Genomic DNA, 18702 nt, shown 5'->3' with positions numbered 1-18702 from the left:
CGCCGCGACATGAATCGGCGCCGGTCAGGGTGCCGGGAGGGTCACCTCGCCGCCGGCGGTCTCCGCGAGGATCCGCTCGGCAACCTCTTTCATGGTCATCCGGTGGTCCATCGCGGTGCGCTGGATCCACTTGAACGCCTGCGGCTCGGTCATCCCGTACGTGGTCATCAGCGCACCCTTGGCGCGCTCCACCGACTTACGGATTTCCAGGCGGTCGGTCAGGCTCGCGACCTCGGCCTCCAGGGCCGCGACCTCCGAGTAACGCGACAGCGCGATCTCCACCGCCGGGACCAGGTCGCTCTTCTGGAAAGGCTTCACCAGGTACGCCATCGCGCCCGCCGCCCGTGCCCGCTCCACCAGATCGCGCTGGCTGAACGCGGTCAGGATGATCACCGGGGCGATCCGGGCGCCGGCGATGCGCTCGGCGGCGGCCAACCCATCCATGATCGGCATCTTGATGTCGAGGATGACGAGGTCGGGCTTCAGCTCCTCGGCGAGGCGGACGGCTGTCTCGCCGTCACCGGCCTCCCCCACCACCTCGTAACCCTCTTCGACGAGCATCTCGGCGAGGTCCAGCCGGATCAGCGCCTCGTCCTCGGCGATCAGTACGCGCCTACGCTCGGCATCCGTCGGCGTCTCAGCCACCAGCCCTACCCCCACCATCGATCACTGCACGGCTACCACCCATGCTCCCGCATGAGAGTAGTCGGGTACAGTAGGCGCCACCCGCCGGGATGGTGGAACGGCATACACGGAAGTCTCAAACACTTCTGCCCGAAAGGGCTTGCGGGTTCGAATCCCGCTCCCGGCACTTTGTCATACGTGTGTTCGACGATGTGGGCGTGCATCCACCGCAGATGCGGGCACAAGCCCGCGCCCTCCGCGCTCGCGGACACAACATTCACGCAGTAGCTCGCACGCTCTCCCTGCCGTACGCGACGGTCTGGCACTGGTGCGTCGATCGAACCGAATCGGTGAAGCGCGGCACGGAGCTTCGGTGCTTCCGGTGCCGGTCGGATGTCGAGAATCCGACCGACCCCGCTGCCTACGCCTACCTGCTCGGTCTCTACCTGGGCGACGGTCACCTCGTGACGACGGCACGTGTTCCGGTGTTGCGCATCTATTGTTCCGATGCTTGGCCCGGGCTGATCGAGGCATGCGATGTTGCCATGCGAGCCGTGTTGGCCTCGAAGGTGCAACGGGTCCAGAAGCAGGGTTGCGTGGGCGTGCAGAGTTACGGCCTCCACTGGCCCTGCCTGCTCCCGCAGCACGGCCCAGGTAAGAAGCACAAGCGACCGATCGTCCTGGCCGACTGGCAACGACCGATCATCGAACAGCACCCCGGCGACTTCCTGCGAGGGCTGTTCCACTCCGACGGCTGCCGCGTCGCCAACCGGGTCACGACGAGAGGCCGGCTTTACGTCTACCCGCGCTACATGTTCGTCAACGAGTCGGCCGACATCATGCGGCTCTGCCAGTGGAGCCTCGATCTGCTCGGGGTCACCTGGCGGATGAACCGCCGCAACTCGCTGTCGGTGGCGCGGCGCGACGCAGTCGCCACGCTGGACCGGCACGTCGGTCCCAAGTCCTGACCGGCACCGCGCACATCATGCCGACCGTGGCAGCCTGGCTGACGCGCCTCCGGATGGCCGGTGGCGGTGGCGGCGACAGGGGTGCGATCTGATGCGGGTGGTTGTGTTCGGTGCGACCGGGATGGTCGGTCAGGGTGTGTTGCGCGAGTGCCTGCTCGCCGATGACGTGCGTGAGGTGTTGACTGTCGGTCGGCGGCCGACCGGTGCGCGGGATCCGAAGCTGCGGGAGCTGACGCTCGCGGACGTGGGCGAGTTGGACGCGGTTCGGGCCGAGTTGACAGGTGTCGACGCGTGTTTCTACTGCCTCGGAGTGTCCTCACTGGGTTTGGACGAGGCCGCGTACACGCGGGTCAGCTACGACTACCCCCTCGCTGCGGCACGGTTGTTGGCCGAGGTGAGCCCGCAGGTCACCTTCGTCTACGTCTCGGGGCAGGGGACCGACTCGTCGGGTCAGGGTCGGGTGATGTGGGCGCGGGTCAAGGGGCGTGCCGAGAACGCGATCATGGATCTGCTGCCCAACGGTTACGCGGCGCGGCCGGGGTTCATCCAGCCGACGTACGGGGCGGTGTCGAAGACGCGGTGGTACCGGTTCGGGTACGCGGTGACCCGCCCGCTGTTTCCGGTGCTGCGTCGGTTGCTGCCGAACCAGGTCTCCACCACCGACGGGATCGGTCGGGCGATGTTGCGGGTGGCTCGGCAGGGTTCGCCGGTGCGGGTGTTGGGCAACCGCGAGCTGCGCTAGGGCACCCGCCCTGGGGTCAGGCGATCGTGTCGAGGGCCTGGGCCAGGTCGGCGCGCAGGTCTTCGGGGTCTTCGAGGCCGACGGAGAGGCGCAGCAGCGCGGCGGCGGGTTTGGCGTCGCCTTCGACCGGCCGGTGGGTGAGGGAGGCGGGGTGCTGGATGAGGGTGTCGACGCCGCCGAGGGACACCGCGTGGGTGATGAGCCGACAGGCACCGGCGACGGCGGCGGCAGCGGGCGCGCCGCCGCGTACCTCGAAGGCGAGCAGGCTGCCGGGTCCGGACATCTGCCGCCCGACCAACGCCGCCGGGTCGTGCACCGAGGGGTGGTGCACCCGGTGTACGGCGGGGTGGTCGGCGAGCCAGCCGGCGAGTTTCTCGGCGGTTGCCTGTTGGGCGCGGACCCGCAGCGGCAGGGTTTGCAGGCCGCGGTGCAGCAGGTAGCCGCCGAGGGGGTGCAGGATCGCGCCGGTGACCGCGCGGACCTGGCGTAGGCGCACGGCCCAGGTGTCGTCGCAGGCGACGACGCCGGCGAGGACATCGCCGTGTCCGCCGATGCTCTTGGTGGCGCTGTGCAGGACGAGGGTGGCGCCGTGCTGGGCGGGTTGTTGCAGGACGGGGGTGGCGACGGTGTTGTCGACAAGCAGTGGGATGTCGCCGGCCGCGGCGGCGAGGGCGGCGATGTCGACGAGGTCGAGGGTGGGGTTGGCGGGTGTCTCGACGATGACCAGTGCGGTGTCGGGGCGGATGGCGGTGGCGACCTCGTCGGGGCGCGTCCAGGTGACGGTGGTGCCGAGCAGGCCGGCGGCGAGGACGTGGTCGGTGCCGCCGTAGAGGGGTCGGACGGCGACGACGTGACGGCGGTCGTCGCGGGTGGCGGCGAGCAGGGTGGCGGTGAGGGCGGCCATTCCGCTGGCGAAGGCGACGGCCTGGGTGGTGCCTTCCAGCTCGGCGAGGGCGGTTTCGAAGCGGGCGACGGTGGGGTTCCAGAGCCGTTGGTAGACGGCGCTGCCGTGGGCGGGGAGCGTGCCGCCGGTGGCGAGTTGTTCGTACGCGGCGCCGCCGTCGTCGACGGAGGGCAGCGGGTTGGTGGTTGACAGGTCGATGGGTGGTACGTGCACGCCGAGGGTGCGGAGGTCGTCGCGGCCGGCGTGCACGGCCCGGGTGTCCATCGGTGTCATGGTCGGTAGCGTCGAATATCTGCCGACTGACAAGCAATAGATCGGCATATCATTCTGCGAATTGGGTTGGTTTCCGCGTTGGGTTCGGGCGAGGATGGTGTCATGCCCCTTGAACCGAATGATCTGCGGCCGTATTCGGCGGTGGACGAGGTGGACCGCGCGATCCTGACCGAGTTGGCGGCGGACGGCCGACTGCCGAACAATGCCCTCGCCGAGCGGGTGGGTGTGGCGCCGTCGACGTGTCTGACGCGTACCCGGGCGCTGCGTGAGCGCGGCGCGATCCGTGGTTTTCACGCTGAGGTGGATCCGGCGGCGCTCGGTCTGCCGTTGCAGGCGTTGGTGTCGGTGCGGTTGACAGCGCACGAGCGGGCGGCGGTGGACGGGTTCCGGGCCCGGTCGGTGCGGCTGCCGGGGGTGGTGTCGGTGTTCCACGTGGCCGGCGCGGAGGATTACGTGCTGCATGTGCGGGCGGCGTCCGGTGACGCGTTGCGGGACTTCGTGCTGGACCATCTGGCGGTGGACCCGGTGGTGCAGCACACGCAGACCAGTCTGATCTTCGAGCAGGCGCGCGGGATGGGCTGAGCGGCGGGTGAGGTGGCCGACGAAAACCCGCATGGTGGAACAAAGCCGGTCGGTGGCGGGTTGGCTGACCGTGTGATCACCGTACCGTTGTCTGTTCTTGATCTTGCCCCGGTCGCCAAGGGCACCACCGCTGGCGCGGCGCTGCAGGCCACCACCGAGTTGGCCCGCCGCACCGAGGAGTTGGGCTACCACCGGTTCTGGGTGGCCGAGCACCACAACATGCCGGCGATCGCCAGTTCCGCCCCCGCGGTGCTGCTGGCGCACCTGGCGGCGAACACCTCGACGATCCGGTTGGGCTCGGGTGGGGTGATGCTGCCCAACCACGCGCCGCTGGTGGTGGCCGAGCAGTTCGGCACCCTGGAGGCGTTGCACCCGGGTCGGATCGACCTGGGCATCGGCCGGGCGCCGGGCACCGACCAGGTGACCGCGCTGGCGTTGCGGCGCACCATGGAGGGCCTGTCGGCGGAGGGTTTCCCGCGCGAGCTGACGGACCTGATGAACTACTTCAGCGGGGAGAAGCCGGGGCAGATCATCGCCACGCCGGGTCGCGGTGAGCAGCCGGCCGTGTGGCTGTTGGGCTCCAGCGGTTTCAGCGCCCAGCTCGCCGGTCTGCTCGGTCTGCCGTTCTCCTTCGCGCACCACTTCAGCTCCCAGAACACCCTGCCGGCGTTGGCCCTGTACCGGCAGAACTTCCGGCCGTCGCAGTGGCTGGACAAGCCGTACGCGATGGTGGCGGTCAACGCGGTGTGCGCGGAGACCGACGAGCGGGCCGAATGGTTGGCCGGGCCGAGCGCGCTGTCGTTTCTGAAGTTGCGCTCCGGGCGTCCGGAGCCGCTGTCCACGCCCGACGAGGCGGCGGCCTACCCGTACTCGGAGATCGAGCGGGAGTTCGTCGTGTCGCGCCGTGACGGTCAGGCGATGGGCTCGCCGGAGACGGTGCGTCGGCAGCTGACCGACCTGGTGGAGCGCACCGGCGCGGACGAGCTGATGCTGACCACGCTGGTGTACGACGTGCAGGACCGGGTGCGGTCGTACGAATTGATCGCCGAGCAGGTGGCGGGCGGTCTGCGTCAGGGCGCGTGAAACACGATCTTCACGTCAGCGTCACCCCGCCGACCCGGACGGTGCCTAATGTTGGTGCCGGTGGTGGTACGGCATTCCCGGTCGGGACGGGTTGGGAATGCCGCGGTGTGGCGCACCGGGCCGGAGCTGAGCGGATTCCGCGGCTGCGGCCCGGTGCCTGCCACCCTAGGCGACCCCGCTCGGGACCGCCAGGTTTTTCATCAACGTAGGTGGATGTCCGGCGTGGGTGGGGTGCCCATTCCGTTGCCGATGAAGAACCCCGGGTGCGGCGGTTGGTTGTAGGCGGTGTTCTGCCACGCGATCGCCACCCGATACTGCGGGTCGTGCATCAGGGTGTAGATCCGGGTGCTGGTCGGCGTGGGTGTGCTGTAGATGCGCAGCGCCCGGCTGTCGGTGGTCCGCCAGATCACCTCCTCGCGCCAGTCGCCCAGGATGTCGCCGGAGAGCGCCGGCGTGGACTTGGTGCCATTGTTGGAAGCCACCCCGCTGCCGTCGAGCAGCCGGGTCTCGCCGCCGGTGCCGTACTTGTCGATCTTCGTGCCGTCGAGCAGTTCCCGCACCGGGTCGCCGTCCCACCAGGCGAGGAAGTTGGCCGAGGACGGCTTGCGTCCCACGTTCTGCCCCCTGGTGTTGGCCAGTCCGGCGACCGCTGACGACCACGACTCCGCACCGGGGCTGCCGGCCCAGATGTCCGCGGAGACGCCCCGGCCGTTGTCGCCGGACGCGGGCGTGGACCAGAGGACCTGACCGGTTCGGGCGTCGGCGAAGTACGAGCTGGGCTTGCTGGCGTCCTCGTCGACCTTGAACACCTCCAGGCCGGCGCGGCCCGGGTCCAGGTCCCCCACGTGCATGGCGTCGCCGTGACCGTTGCCGGTCGAGTGGAGCAGCCGGCCGTTGTCGTCGATGGTGGCGGCCCCGTACACGATCTCCTGGCGACCGTCGGCGTCGACGTCGGCGACGGAGAGCTGGTGGTTGCCCTGACCTGCGGCGGCGCCGTTGCCGGAGGAGTTCGAGTCGAACGTCCAGCGCTTGGTCAGCGTGCCGTTGCGGAAGTCCCAGGCGGCGATCACCGCGCGCGTGTAGTAACCCCGGGCCATGATCAGCGAGGGGCGCTGCCCGTCCAGGTACGCCGTGCCGGCGAGGAACCGGTCCACCCGGTTGCCGTACGAGTCGCCCCAGGACGACACGGTGCCGCGCGGCGGGTCGTAGCTGACGGTGGAGGCGATCGCGCCGGTCTGCCCGTTGAACATGGTCAGGTACTCCGGGCCACTGAGCACGTACCCGCTGGAGTTGCGGTGGTCCGCCGACGACGAACCGATGAGCTGACCGGTGCCGGAGCGGGTGCCGTCGGCGGTCTTCATGGCCACCTCGGCGCGGCCGTCGCCGTCGTAGTCGTACACCTGGAACTGGGTGTAGTGGGCGCCGGCCCGGATGTTGCGGCCCAGGTCGATGCGCCACAACCGGGTGCCGGTGAGCGTGTACGCGTCGACGTAGACGTTGCCGGTGTAGCCGGACTGGGAGTTGTCCTTGGCGTTCGACGGGTCCCACTTGAGCACGATCTCGTAACTGCCGTCGCCGTTGAGGTCACCCACCGAGGCGTCGTTGGCGCTGTACGAGTAGCTCTCCCCGCTCGGGGTGGTGCCCCCGGCCGGGACCTGCAACGGCACGTCCAGGTAGCCCGCGCCGAACTGCAACGCCGGCGCCGACGCCGCCTGCTCGACGCCGCCCACCACAGCCCGCACCGTGTACGCCGAGCCGGCCGCCGCGCCGCTGTCGAGGTAGTTGGTGGCACCGGTGATCGGGGTGGCGTTGACCTTGGTGGTTCCCCGGTAGAGGTTGAACTCCACCCCGGTGGTCTCGGTGCCGAGCAGCCGCCAGGAGACCAGGTTGCCGCTGCCGGAGCGGACGCTGACCAGCCCTCGGTCCAGCTTCTCCATCTGCACCACGCCGGCCGACGGCGGAGGCGTGGTCGGGGGTGGGGTGGTGGGTGGCGGTGTGGTCGGGGACGGGGTGGTGGGCGGCGGGGTGGTCGGCTCGTCGGTGGGTGGGGCTCCGGTGCAGGTGGCGCCGTTGAGCGCGAAGCTGCCCGGCACCGGGTTACTGCCGGTCCACGAACCGTTGAAGCCGAACGACGCGCTGCCGTTCGTGGCGATGGCGGTGTTGTGGTCGACATTGCGCGCGGTCACCTGGGCGCCGGACTGGGTGACGGCGGCGTTCCACGCCTGGGTGACCTGCTGGCCCGCGGCGTACGACCAGGTGACGGCCCACCCGTTGACCGGGTCGCCGAGGTTGGTGACTGTGACGTTGGCGCCGAAGCCGCCCTGCCACTGGTTGGTGATCTGATAGTCGACCCGGCAGCCGACGGCGGCGGCCGAGGCGACGACCGCGCCGAGGGTGCCGGCCACGACGGTGGCCGCCGTCGTGGCCGCGAGCAGGATCAGCCGATGTCTGGACGGGTGCATGCGCTGCCTCCGGGGATCCGGTGATGATCGCCACGACCCACCGGCCCTGCCCGGGAAGCACAGTGGACCAACCAACCGCGACGACGGCGGACGGCGATCTGATCGGGGTGGAACGCCCTGGAACTCACGGATCCGACTCACCGCGCATCGTATGGCAAGCGCTTTCCGAGACGCAACATCGATGCCTGTCACATCGTTGCACGTGGCGACTGCCGTTGGCGGGACGAGGGGCGTCCTGAGGAATCGACACGGACGAGCATGGGACCCAGCCCACCGCACAGAGAGTCGACTACAGTGCCAGGAAGTCGACCAGAATTGTCGACCGCCACATCAGCATATCTGATCAGAGCACACGCAAAGCCCGGCCCGCGGACACTTCATCCGTCGAGCCGGGCATCTTCTAAATCGCGTTAGTCAGCAGTTCTGATTGACGATGCGCGCGGAGTTGCCATCGGAGATCCGGATCCATTTGTAGGCGGCCGACGTCTGCAGCAAGTCACCGGTGTAACGGTAGTAGTTGCCGGTGCACTGCAAAGCGAACGTGTCAGTGTCCTTCTTGTACTTGGTGGACACTTCACCTGGCTTGAGCAGGTAAGTCTTGCCGCAGGAGCCAGTCCCGTCGCACCAGTCCGCGATAGACACCGGGTGTGCCGAATCATTGCGCACGACGCCACAGCCCGCGATTGAACAGTTGCCGGCCAGCGCCGGGCCAGCGCCGAAAAGTGACGCAGCAGCCACCGCCGCAGTCGTCAAGAACCCCGCCGTCACCAGCCGAGCAATCCCCCGATTTTTCGCCATTAGCTATTGCCTTCCTTCCATGAAACAAACCTTCTTGGACACCGAACCTAGCGTGAACTTTCTGCAAGGTCAACCGCCCGGCCATATCTTTGTCGGCGTTACAGGGGAGTGGCGATGGCGGATATGATGTGTTATGAGCATCGATCCGGCAGACCCCTTGTTTCGAGCACGCCAGCATGATCAACTGATCAGATGGCGCCACACATGGATCCCGACGAGTTCCGGCGCGCCGGCCACGCCGTCGTCGACTGGATCGCCGACTACTGGGCGACAGTGGAGCAACGACCGGTCGCCCCGGCCGACCCCCCGGGCACAGTGGCCGCCGCCCTGCCCAGCGAGCCCCCCACCACCGGCGGCGAACCGGTCGAGGCGATCCTCGCCGACCTTGACTCGATCGTCGTACCGGGGCTGACCCACTGGCAGCACCCGGGCTTCTTCGGCTACTTCCCTGCCAACACCTCCGGCCCGAGCGTGCTCGGCGACCTGGTCAGCTCCGGGCTTGGCGTACAGGGCATGCTCTGGGCCTCCAGCCCGGCCTGCACCGAACTGGAAACGGTGATGATGGACTGGCTGGCCCACCTGATGGACCTGCCACAGCGGTTCCGCTCCACCGGCGCCGGCGGTGGGGTCATCCAGGACTCGGCGTCCTCAGCGACGCTGGTCGCCACCCTGGCCGCACTGCACCGGGCCAGCGGCGGACGCTGGCGGCACACCGGCACCGACCGGCGCTACCGCGCCTACACCTCCATCCACGGGCACTCGTCCATCGAGAAGGCGGTGCGGATCGCCGGGCTGGGCAGCGACGGCACCCGGTCGGTCGAGGTGGACCCGGACACCGAGGCGATGCTGCCAGGCGCGTTGCGGGCCGCCATCGAAGCCGACCTGGCCGCCGGTGACGTACCGGCCATCGTGGTGGCGACCATCGGCACCACCTCCACCACCGCCATCGACCCGCTGCTGGAAATCGGAGCCATCTGCGCCGAGTACGGGATCTGGCTGCACGTGGACGCCGCGTACGCGGGCGCCGCCGCCGTCTGCCCCGAACTACGGTGGACGCACGCCGGCCTGGAGTACGCCGACTCCTACTGCTTCGACCCGCACAAGTGGCTGCTCACCGGCTTCGACTGCGACGCGTTCTGGGTTGCCGACCGGGCCGAACTGATCGAGGCGCTGACCGTACTGCCGGAGTTCCTGCGCAACGCGGCCTCAGAATCCGGCGCGGTGATCGACTACCGGGACTGGCAGGTGCCGCTCGGCCGGCGGTTCCGGTCCCTCAAGCTGTGGTTCGTGCTGCGCTGGTACGGCGCCGAAGGCCTGCGGGCACACATCCGCTCCGGGGTGGCGCTGGCCGAACGGTTCGCCGAGCGAGTCCGCGCCGACGACCGGTTCGAGGTGGTCGCGGCGCACCCGTTCTCACTGGTCTGCTTCCGACTGCGGGCCGACGACGACACCAACGCGGCGTTGCTGGCCTCGGTGAACGCCACGGGACGCGTGCACCTGACGCACACCCGGGTCGCCGGCCGCTACACGCTGCGGCTGGCGGTCGGCTCGCCCCAGACCACCGAAGCGCACACCGACGAAGCCTGGACTTTGCTCTCCGAGACGGCCACCACCCTACTCACCCCCTGACCCGCCATCGCCCCAAGCGCTCCCCCGGCCACGCCGCGCGCCCACGCCAAGGTCTGCGCAACTTCGCCGATATTGCTGCCTCCGCCGCGCGAGAGGCAGCAACATCCGTGATGTTGTGCGGACCTTGGGGACGAACACGGTGCCCGACCAACCGGGGCCAGGATTGGGGCGCCCACCGCCGTCAAGGTCACGCTCGATCCTGGATGTAGTGGCCACGACGAGCTGGGATGCCACTACATCCAGGATGTTGCGCGATCTTGGTGAGTCAGTCGCGCCGATGACGACGTTCGAGCCGGCATCGGCGGGTGGACGGGCGCAACGCGCGGTTCAGCGTGGGGTGGGCGTACCCGTTGCGGCCAGATCGGCAGGGACCTCGCTGACGGATGCAGCGTCGGAGGCCTCGGCGGGAACACCGACAGCGATGGCGGGAGCGGCGGCGGCTTCGGCGCGGGCGCGGTGGGTACGGCGTAGGGCACGGACGGCCAACACCAGGGCGGCCAGCCAGCCGGCGGCCAGCAGGGCGTACAGGGCGGGGCGGGCCGGACCGTCCAGTTCGGCGGAGCGGATCAGGGTGCGGGCGTTGGTCAGCACGATCACGCCGCCGACTGCCGCGCCGAGCAGTTGGGCGGGAACGATTCGCACCAGCCAGGCGGCCAGCGGGGCGGCGATGAGGCCGCCGATGAGCAGTGCGGCGACGGTGGGGAGCAGGAATCCCTCCGAGCCCAGCCCGATCAGGAAGCCGATGCTGGCCGCGCCGGCCACGACGAACTCGGCGGTGTCCACGGAGCCGATCACCTTGCGGGGTTCCATGCGGCCGGAGACCAGCAGCGCGGGGGTGGCCACCGGGCCCCATCCGCCGCCGCCGGTCGCGTCGACGAAGCCGGCGACCAGGCCCAGGGGGCCGAGGAAACGACCGCGGAGCCGTCCGCCGACCCGGTCGGTGCGCAGTGGTCGGGCGAAGCGGATCAGGAGGTACGCGCCGAGCGTGAAGAGGATGCCGGCCATCCACGGTGCGGCGGCTTCGGTGGAGATGGAGCTGAGCACTGTGGCTCCGGCGAAGGCGCCGACAGCGCCGGGTAGGGCGATGCGGGTCACCACCCGCCAGTCGACGTTGCCGAACCGCCAGTGCGCCACCCCTGCGGCGAGCGTGGTGCCGATCTCGGCCAGGTGCACCGAGGCCGAGGCGGCGGCCGGGGCGACCCCGGCGACCAGCAGCAGAGTCGACGAGGTCAAGCCGTATGCCATGCCGAGCGAACCATCGATCAGTTGCGCGACGAGCCCGACCAGAGCGAGGACCAACAGCTTGCGCACGAGCGCCCCCAGACTTTTCGGCATCTCCTATCGACTTGGTCGACAATGCGGGATGGGGCAGCCAGGGTCAAGCCCCCGATCGGTGGATGGGACGCGGACGTGTGGCCGGGAGGCGAGCCGGCGCTCAGATCCAGGCGCGCGGGTCGGCGGCCAGCTCGGTGACCCGCGCGGGCAGGTTGCCGGCGGCGACGTCAGCGACGCTGACCAGTTCCAGGATCTCCCGCTCGCTTGCCCGTAGCGCGATCCAGACTTCCTGGAGGGCCTGCGCCGGGCCGTGGTAGCCGAGCTGCTCGGGGCGTTGCCCGCGTACGTGGGCGAGGGGCCCGTCGATCACCCGGATGACCTCGGCGAGGGAGATCTCCTCGGCGGGGCGGGCCAGCCAGTAGCCGCCCTCCGGGCCACGCTGGGCGTGCACGATGCCGCCCCGACGCAGTTGGAGAAGGATGCTCTCCAGGAACTTCGGCGGGATCTCCTGGGCGCGGGCGATCTGGTCGGCCGTCACCGGCCGGCCGCGCCCGGGGCCGCTGGCCGTCGCGGCGAGTTCGGCGGCCGCGCGGAGGGCGTAGTCGACCCGAGCGGAGAGGCGCATGTCGGCAAGGTTAGTCGCTGGTCAACCGGGCGGGCGGGCGACCCTCGGCCGATCGGCCACGCATCGATGGGAAGTAGCGCCGCTGGAACCCGGCCGGGACCGTTGGACGGCCGCCGGTCGGGACTGCTGAAGTCCGTCATGATCCACCGTGCGGTGGCGGCGGAAATGCCGTTCCGGAGCGTCCCTATGCTGGGCGTGAGTACGAATGTCTGGCCGTTTACCCGGCCGCCAGCAACATATTGATAAACACCCGGGTGCGCTCGGGGGGAAGGCAACACGATGACCGATATCGCCACACGCACCTGGGACGGCATGACCATCCCGGTGGCCGGCACCTATCTTCTCGATCAGGCGCACAAGCGGATCGGTTTTCTGTCCCGGCACATGATGGTCAGCCCGGTGCGCGGCGAGTTCGCCGAGGCCACGGCGGAGATCTCCGTGGCGGAGGACCCGCTGCTCTCCTCGGTGACGGCCACCATCATGTCGGCCAGCATCACCACCGGAAGTGTCGACCGGGACACGCATCTGAAGAGTGCCGACTTCCTCGACGTGGAGCGTTTTCCCACCCTCGAATATCGAAGCACCGGCATTAAGTGGCAGGGCAACGAGGACCCTATATTCCAGTGGGCGCGTCTGCGCAACCATCGGTTGGGCGGGCGAGGCCGAAGTCACATTGTTCCGCCGCAGTCCGACGGCATTCCCGGACGATTCGTCCTCACCGGTGAGTTGACAGTGAAGGGGATCACCCGGCCCGTCGACCTGGTGGTGAATTTTGGTGGTGCCCGTCAGGATCCGTACGGGCAGAACATCTTCGGATTCAGCGCGACGGCCGAGATGAACCGTGAGGACTACGGTCTGCTCTGGAATGTCGTCCTGGAGAGCGGCGGGGTGCTGGTCGGCAAGACGGTGCAGATCGAGATCGCCGGCGAGGCCATCTACCAGGCCTGAACCACGTCATCCCCGCCAGTTTCCTGGCGGGGACGAGCGACGGGATTGAGCGACAACCACCCGGCGAGGCCGAGCGACAGCCTCAGGCGCCGACGCGGCGCAGCAGACCTTCCTGGACGGCGCTGCCGATCTGCCGGCCGTCCGTGGTGAACATCCGGCCGGTGGCCAGCCCCCGCGCACCGGACGCCGACGGGCTCAGGCAGTCGTAGAGGAACCACTCGTCGGCCCGGAACGGCCGGTGGAACCACAGCGCGTGGTCCAGGCTCGCGCCGACCAACCCACCCGGCCCCCACACCTCGCCGTGCGCGGAGAGCACCGAGTCCAGCAGGGTGAGGTCCGAGGCGTAGGTGAGCGCGCAGGCGTGCAGCAGGGGGTCGTCGGGCAGTTTGCCGTCGATGCGCATCCAGACGCGCTGGTGCGGGTCGGCGGGTCGGTCACCGGGGCGGACCCAACCGGGCTCACCCACGTAGCGCACGTCGATCGGTCGTGGGATCTGGCCCCAGATGCCCAGCCGCTCCGGGTAGCGGGAGAGCCTGTCGGCCATCGTCGGCACGTCCTGCGGCGGGGGTACGTCCAGCGGGGCCGCGACCTGGTGGTCCAAGCCCTCCTCGGCCCGCTGGAACGACGCCGACATGAAGAAGATCGGCTTGCCGTGCTGGAGGGCCACCGCGCGGCGGACCGAGAAGGACCGGCCGTCGCGGATGTTCTCCACCTCGTACGCGATCGGTTCGACCGGGTCGCCGGGGCGAACGAAGTAACCGTGCAGCGAGTGCACGAACCGCTCCGGGTCGACGGTGCGGCCGGCGGCGACCAGTGCCTGACCGGCGACCTGGCCGCCGTACACCCGTTGTGGGCCGACCTGGGGGCTCATCCCCCGGAAGGTCATCTCGCCGGTCGGGTCGAGGTCCAGCACCTCCAGCAGCTGGTCAACCGCCGCCTGGCCGACCGCGACCCGACCGTCGCTCACTGCAGGGCCCGAGCCGACGCGGCGTCGACCAGCGAGCCGAGCTGGTGTACGCGCAGCGTGTTGGTCGAACCGGGGGTGCCGGGCGGGCTACCCGCCACGATGACCACGTAGTCACCGGGGTTGGCCCGGTCGAGGCCGAGCAGCGCCTGGTCGACCTGGCGGAACATGTCGTCGGTGTGCTGCACGAACGGCATCAGGAAGGTCTCCACGCCCCAGGTGAGGGCGAGCTGGTCGCGCACCTCGGGGACCGGTGTGAAGGCCAGCAGCGGCAGGTCGCAGTGCAGGCGGGACAGCCGTCGCACGGTGTCGCCGGTCTGCGAGAACGCGACGAGCGCCTTGGCATTGATGGCCCGGGCGATCGACGAGGCGGCCACAGTGAGGGCGCCACCGTGGGTACGCGGGTCGTGCTGAAGGCGCGGCACCCCGATGGAACCGGCTTCGGTGGTCGTCACGATCTTGGCCATGGTGCTGACGGTGAGCACCGGATACTTGCCGACGCTGGTCTCGCCGGAGAGCATGACCGCGTCCGCGCCGTCGAGCACCGCGTTGGCGACGTCGGAGGCCTCCGCGCGGGTGGGGCGGGAGTTCTCGATCATGGAGTCGAGCATCTGGGTGGCCACGATGACGGGCTTGGCGTTCTCCCGGCACAGCTGCACGGCGCGCTTCTGCACCAGCGGGACCTCGTCCAGCGGCATCTCGACACCGAGGTCACCGCGGGCGACCATGACGCCGTCGAAGGCCAGCACGATGGCCTCCAGGTGCTCGACCGCCTCCGGCTTCTCGACCTTGGCGAGCACCGGCCGGAACACGCCTTCCTCGGCCATGATCCCGTGCACGAGCTTGATGTCCTCGGCCGAGCGGACGAAGGAGAGCGCCACCAGGTCGACACCGAGACCGAGGGAGAAGCGCAGGTCCTCGGCGTCCTTGTCCGACATGGCGGGCACGCTGACCGCCACGTTGGGCAGCGACACGCCCTTGTTGTTGGAGACCGGGCCGCCCTCGGTGACGAGGCAGCGGATGTCGTTGCCGGTGACGTCGGTGACCTCGACGGCGACCCGACCGTCGTCGATCAGCAGGCGGTCACCGGGCTTCACCTCCTGCGGCAGCTTGCGGTAGGTGCAGGAGACCCGCTCCTTGGTGCCGAGGACGTCGTCGCCGGTGATGACGACGGTGTCACCGGTGCGCCACTCGTGGGGGCCGTCGGCGAACCGACCGAGCCGGATCTTGGGGCCCTGCAGGTCGGCGAGGACGGCGACCGGCTTTCCCGTTGCCTCCGACGCCTCCCGGACCAGTCGGTAGACCGCCTCGTGGTCGGCGTGACTGCCGTGGCTGAAGTTGAGCCTCGCCACGTTCATGCCGGCCTCGACAAGACCCCGGATGCGCTCCGGGGACGAGGTGGCGGGACCCAGAGTGCAGACGATCTTTACGCGGCGTGTCACGCCCATCAGGCTAGTCTCTCCTTCAGGTCGGACTCGGGGCCGACCCCTTGCAGGCAGCGGAACAGTTGTCCAACGACGCGCGGCGCGCGTCGGGCCGGCGGGCGGAACCGCACCGGGAACGTTGTGGCGACGGGCATCAGCGACCGCGCGCCGGGAATCGTACGCCTCCGTCGGCGTGCGCTGTCGGGGTGCTCCCGGCGGCGGCTCATTCCGGGTGCCCCGGGGAGGGCAGGCGGCGGCTCGTTCCGGGTACCTCGGGATACCGCGGGCGGCTGCTCATTCCGGGTGCTCCGGGGGTGGCAGGGTGGGCACCGCGTGCAGCAGGTGGCGGGGGTCGTAGCGGCGCTTGGCCCGGCGCAGCCGTGCCCAGTTCGCGCCGTAGGCGAGCCGGACCCGGTCGGTCTCCTCCGGGGCGAGCAGGTTGGGGTACCCGCCGGGCAGGGCGTGCGGGGCGAGCGCCGCGGAGGTCCGCTCGGCCCACTCGCGGTGCGGACCGGCGTCGTCGCCGGGCGCCCACACCGCGATGATCTCGGCCATCAGGTGATCGGCCCGCAGCCCGAACGCCGTGTCGGCGGACCGGACCCGGGTGGCCGCGCCGTGGAAGTGGTGCACGGCCAGCGCGGAGAACGGCGAGGTGACCTGCCGGGCCGCGTCGACGAGCGTGTCCACAGCGCCGTCGGTGAGCGCGGGCAACCACCGGGTCCGCAGCAGGTAGTGGTTGCCGTCGACCATCCCACCGTCGAACATCCGCAGCGCGTCCGCGTACGGCATCGGGCCGATCTGGTCGACCAGCGGGGTGCCCAGCGCGCGCAGCCGGTCCATCCACGGCGCCCCGGCGTCCAGGTCGGAGCCGCTGTAGAACGGGCAGACGAAGATCACCGGCTCGCCGGCCGGGCCGGGCAGGAAGCCGGCCATCACGGTCAGCTCATCCGGAGCCTCGGCGACCAGCGCGCCATAGCCGCGCAGCACGGCCGGCGCCTCGGAGAGCGCGAACATGATCATCCCGGCCAGCACGCCGGGCAGCCGGTGCGCGCGGAAGCGCAGCTCGGTGACGATGCCGAGGTTGCCACCGCCGCCCCGCAACGCCCAGTACAGCTCGGCGTCGTGCCGGGAGTCGGCGGTGACGCGGCGGCCGTCGGCGAGAACCACCTCCGCGCCCAGCAGGTTGTCCAGGGCCAGACCGAACCTGCCACACAGCGGGCCGTACCCGCCGGCGAGGGTGAGCCCGGCCATCCCCACGGCGCCGACCACGCCGGTGGGGACCACCAGGTCGTACTCGCGGGCGGCGGCGAGCAACTCGGCCGCCGTGACGCCGCCGCCGATGGTCACAGTGGCCGCGTTCGGGTCGACCCGGACGGCGCGCAGCCCGGTCAGATCGAGCGCCAGAGCGCCGTCGCGCAGCGCCCGCCCGGCCCAGTCGTGGCCTCCGGAGCGGACCGAGAGGGGCAGGTGGCACCGGGTGGCGATGCGGACCGCCTCGGCCACCTCGCCGGAGTCCTGAATTGCGGCGACCAGCGCGGGTGTGCGCGCCACAGCGCCGTTCCAGAGCCGGGTGGTGACGGCGTAACCGGGATCGCCCGGCTCGTGCAGCCGGTCGCCGAGCAGGGCACGCAGTCGGGCGGCGGCCGACGCGACATCGGGGGTGGCGGCGGAGATCATGGCGACTCCTCGACCGGGGCCGACCCACGACACCGGGTACGCCCCGGCGGCGGCCCGCGCTGGGCGCGACCGTAGCACCGGCAGGCGGTCGAGCGCCGTCGCCATCACGACAGCCACCGATGGACCGGCGGCTCAGCTGTCCGCCTTGACCAGCGGGAACTCCAGGGAACCGGCCGGGCAGAGGAAGGTCAGCACCTCCACCCGGTACAGCCCGGCCTGCACCGCCGGGTCGGCCTCCAGCACGCTGCGGACATCCTCGACGCTGCCGGTACGGGCCAGACCGAAGCCGATCGGCGGATCCGGCTCGCGCGCCGGCCCGTCCACCGAGCCGGCGACCAGGACGATGCCGCGTCGCTGCAACGCCTGCATGTGTTCGGCGTGCTCGGCCTGCAACCGTTGCACGGTCTCCGGGGGCAGGGCCCGCCCGGCCGCGCCGGGATAGATCACGATGCACTCGTACGTGTCGAGCGCGAAGTTGACCTGCGGCACTCCCATGGGTGCTCCCTCCGCCGTCGCGCCGGAACGCACCGGCTCCGGCCAGCGTCGCACGGACACCCCGGTCGTACCGGGCGCTTCCCGGCAACTCGCTTCGGCGCGCTGACGGCGTGTCTGCGCCCACACTCGGCCGACCGGCGGCATGGCGGCAGGGTTCCGGGGGATGATCCATCGGTGGCGGGTGGGCTCTTCACGCTCGCGCTGTCCAGGCCCGCCACGACGAGACGATTGGGGATCGGGCAATGGCGACAAATATCAGTGAGCAGCCCGCGAAGGCGTCCGGCACGTACCGGATCGGTGGCGATGTCACAGTCAACCGGCTCGGCTACGGGGCCATGCAGATCACCGGCCCGGGTGTCTGGGGTGACCCGAAGGACCCGGCCGAGGCGGTTCGCGTGCTGCGCCGTGCGGTCGAGCTGGGCGTGACGTTCATCGACACCGCCGACTCGTACGGGCCGTTCGTCTCGGAGATGTTGATCCGGGAGGCGCTGCACCCGTACGCCGATGACCTGGTGATCGCGACCAAGGCCGGGCTGAGCCGCTCCGGCCCCGGCGACTGGCGTGCGCTGGGCCGCCCGGAGTACCTGCGCCAGCAGTGCGAGCTGAGCCTGCGTCACCTCGGCCTGGACAGCATCCCGCTGTACCAGCTGCACCGGATCGACCCGAAGGTGCCGCTCGCCGATCAGCTCGGTGAGCTGGCGCTGCTGCGGGAGGAAGGCAAGATCCAGCACATCGGGCTGTCCGAGGTCAGCGTCGCGCAGATCGAGGAGTCCCAGGCGATCACCACTATCGCGTCGGTGCAGAACCTGTACAACCTCGCCAACCGCAGCGCCGAGGACGTGCTGGAGTTCTGCGAACGCAACGACCTCGCGTTCATCCCGTGGTTCCCGATCGCGACCGGTGAGCTGGCCCGCCCGGGCGGCCCACTGGACGCCATCTCCAACGCGCACGGCGCGTCGCCCGCGCAGCTCGCGCTGGCCTGGCTGCTGCGCCGCTCGCCGGTGATGCTGCCGATCCCCGGCACGTCCTCGGTGGCGCACCTGGAGGAGAACGTGGCCGCGGCCGACGTGCGGCTCACCGACGACGAGTTCGAGGCGCTCGCCAAGGCGAGCTGACCAACCGGTCCGGACGCCGCCGGGTCAGCCGGCAGTCGAGCGTCCACGCGTCGGGCCGATGCGGGACATCGTCGCCACGATCCAGCCGGAGCAGGACGAGCTGGTCCGGGCTGA

17 protein-coding genes and 1 tRNA gene are annotated in these 18702 nt (G+C 70.2%); 8 read left to right on the top strand and 10 right to left on the bottom strand.

What is annotated here, in order from left to right:
• Window positions 1-24 precede the first annotated feature (24 nt).
• On the bottom strand, window positions 25-645 hold the full coding sequence (locus AB0B68_RS31090) for a response regulator (protein WP_091408093.1): 621 nt from the start codon (window positions 643-645) through the stop codon (window positions 25-27).
• Between the two features lie 83 nt (window positions 646-728).
• Here AB0B68_RS31090 and AB0B68_RS31085 point away from each other — a divergent pair.
• The 3 genes from AB0B68_RS31085 to AB0B68_RS31075 all read left to right on the top strand — a co-directional run bounded on the left by AB0B68_RS31085 (window position 729) and on the right by AB0B68_RS31075 (window position 2334).
• A tRNA-Leu gene (locus AB0B68_RS31085) sits at window positions 729-811 on the top strand.
• Between the two features lie 358 nt (window positions 812-1169).
• The gene (locus AB0B68_RS31080) at window positions 1170-1592 is read left to right on the top strand and encodes a hypothetical protein (protein ID WP_357264502.1); all 423 of its coding nucleotides are present in this window, start codon (window positions 1170-1172) and stop codon (window positions 1590-1592) included.
• A 91-nt stretch (window positions 1593-1683) separates the two neighbouring features.
• Complete coding sequence (locus AB0B68_RS31075) at window positions 1684-2334, top strand: NAD-dependent epimerase/dehydratase family protein (RefSeq protein WP_357264499.1); 651 nt, start codon at window positions 1684-1686, stop codon at window positions 2332-2334.
• Window positions 2335-2350: 16 nt separating this feature from the next.
• Here AB0B68_RS31075 and AB0B68_RS31070 read toward each other — a convergent pair whose 3' ends face one another.
• Window positions 2351-3502 (bottom strand): aminotransferase class I/II-fold pyridoxal phosphate-dependent enzyme, encoded by a 1152-nt coding sequence (locus tag AB0B68_RS31070; RefSeq protein ID WP_357264511.1) that lies wholly within the window; start codon window positions 3500-3502, stop codon window positions 2351-2353.
• Window positions 3503-3613: 111 nt separating this feature from the next.
• On the opposite strand from AB0B68_RS31070, the gene AB0B68_RS31065 reads away from it, so the two are divergent.
• Window positions 3614-4093: an Lrp/AsnC family transcriptional regulator gene (locus AB0B68_RS31065; RefSeq protein WP_357199477.1), complete on the top strand. Its 480-nt coding sequence runs from the start codon at window positions 3614-3616 to the stop codon at window positions 4091-4093.
• Between the two features lie 72 nt (window positions 4094-4165).
• On the top strand, window positions 4166-5176 hold the full coding sequence (locus AB0B68_RS31060; protein WP_357264496.1) for an LLM class flavin-dependent oxidoreductase: 1011 nt from the start codon (window positions 4166-4168) through the stop codon (window positions 5174-5176).
• A gap of 200 nt (window positions 5177-5376) precedes the next feature.
• Here AB0B68_RS31060 and AB0B68_RS31055 read toward each other — a convergent pair whose 3' ends face one another.
• Window positions 5377-7638 carry a cellulose binding domain-containing protein gene (locus AB0B68_RS31055; protein ID WP_357264493.1) on the bottom strand — a complete coding sequence of 754 codons (2262 nt, stop codon included), beginning with the start codon at window positions 7636-7638 and terminating at the stop codon, window positions 5377-5379.
• 414 nt (window positions 7639-8052) lie between these two features.
• Entirely contained in the window at window positions 8053-8436 is a 384-nt protein-coding gene (locus AB0B68_RS31050; protein ID WP_357199486.1) for a hypothetical protein, read from the bottom strand.
• 192 nt (window positions 8437-8628) lie between these two features.
• Between AB0B68_RS31050 and AB0B68_RS31045 the strand changes: the two genes are divergently transcribed.
• Window positions 8629-10065: a pyridoxal-dependent decarboxylase gene (locus AB0B68_RS31045; protein WP_357264490.1), complete on the top strand. Its 1437-nt coding sequence runs from the start codon at window positions 8629-8631 to the stop codon at window positions 10063-10065.
• 327 nt (window positions 10066-10392) lie between these two features.
• Here AB0B68_RS31045 and AB0B68_RS31040 read toward each other — a convergent pair whose 3' ends face one another.
• Window positions 10393-11376 carry a sulfite exporter TauE/SafE family protein gene (locus AB0B68_RS31040; protein WP_357264508.1) on the bottom strand — a complete coding sequence of 328 codons (984 nt, stop codon included), beginning with the start codon at window positions 11374-11376 and terminating at the stop codon, window positions 10393-10395.
• 124 nt (window positions 11377-11500) lie between these two features.
• Window positions 11501-11965 (bottom strand): Rrf2 family transcriptional regulator, encoded by a 465-nt coding sequence (locus AB0B68_RS31035; protein WP_355007608.1) that lies wholly within the window; start codon window positions 11963-11965, stop codon window positions 11501-11503.
• 279 nt (window positions 11966-12244) lie between these two features.
• Between AB0B68_RS31035 and AB0B68_RS31030 the strand changes: the two genes are divergently transcribed.
• Complete coding sequence (locus AB0B68_RS31030) at window positions 12245-12913, top strand: YceI family protein (protein WP_357264487.1); 669 nt, start codon at window positions 12245-12247, stop codon at window positions 12911-12913.
• An 82-nt stretch (window positions 12914-12995) separates the two neighbouring features.
• On the opposite strand, the gene AB0B68_RS31025 is transcribed toward AB0B68_RS31030, so the two are convergent.
• The 4 genes from AB0B68_RS31025 to AB0B68_RS31010 all read right to left on the bottom strand — a co-directional run bounded on the left by AB0B68_RS31025 (window position 12996) and on the right by AB0B68_RS31010 (window position 17473).
• Window positions 12996-13880: an acyl-CoA thioesterase II gene (locus AB0B68_RS31025; RefSeq protein ID WP_357199493.1), complete on the bottom strand. Its 885-nt coding sequence runs from the start codon at window positions 13878-13880 to the stop codon at window positions 12996-12998.
• Window positions 13877-15325 carry a pyruvate kinase gene (gene pyk / locus AB0B68_RS31020; RefSeq protein ID WP_357199496.1) on the bottom strand — a complete coding sequence of 483 codons (1449 nt, stop codon included), beginning with the start codon at window positions 15323-15325 and terminating at the stop codon, window positions 13877-13879. The genes AB0B68_RS31025 and pyk overlap by 4 nt, the downstream gene beginning before the upstream one ends.
• A gap of 270 nt (window positions 15326-15595) precedes the next feature.
• Complete coding sequence (locus tag AB0B68_RS31015) at window positions 15596-16978, bottom strand: FAD-binding oxidoreductase (RefSeq protein ID WP_357264484.1); 1383 nt, start codon at window positions 16976-16978, stop codon at window positions 15596-15598.
• A gap of 132 nt (window positions 16979-17110) precedes the next feature.
• Window positions 17111-17473: a YciI family protein gene (locus AB0B68_RS31010; RefSeq protein WP_355007613.1), complete on the bottom strand. Its 363-nt coding sequence runs from the start codon at window positions 17471-17473 to the stop codon at window positions 17111-17113.
• Window positions 17474-17715: 242 nt separating this feature from the next.
• On the opposite strand from AB0B68_RS31010, the gene AB0B68_RS31005 reads away from it, so the two are divergent.
• On the top strand, window positions 17716-18588 hold the full coding sequence (locus tag AB0B68_RS31005; protein WP_357208511.1) for an aldo/keto reductase: 873 nt from the start codon (window positions 17716-17718) through the stop codon (window positions 18586-18588).
• The last annotated feature ends 114 nt before the right edge of the window (window positions 18589-18702 follow it).

The organism is Micromonospora sp. NPDC049049 (assembly GCF_040649115.1).
Lineage (GTDB): Bacteria > Actinomycetota > Actinomycetes > Mycobacteriales > Micromonosporaceae > Micromonospora.
Note: the sequence above shows the minus strand (reverse complement) of the source record. Positions and strands in the feature narration are given on the sequence as shown.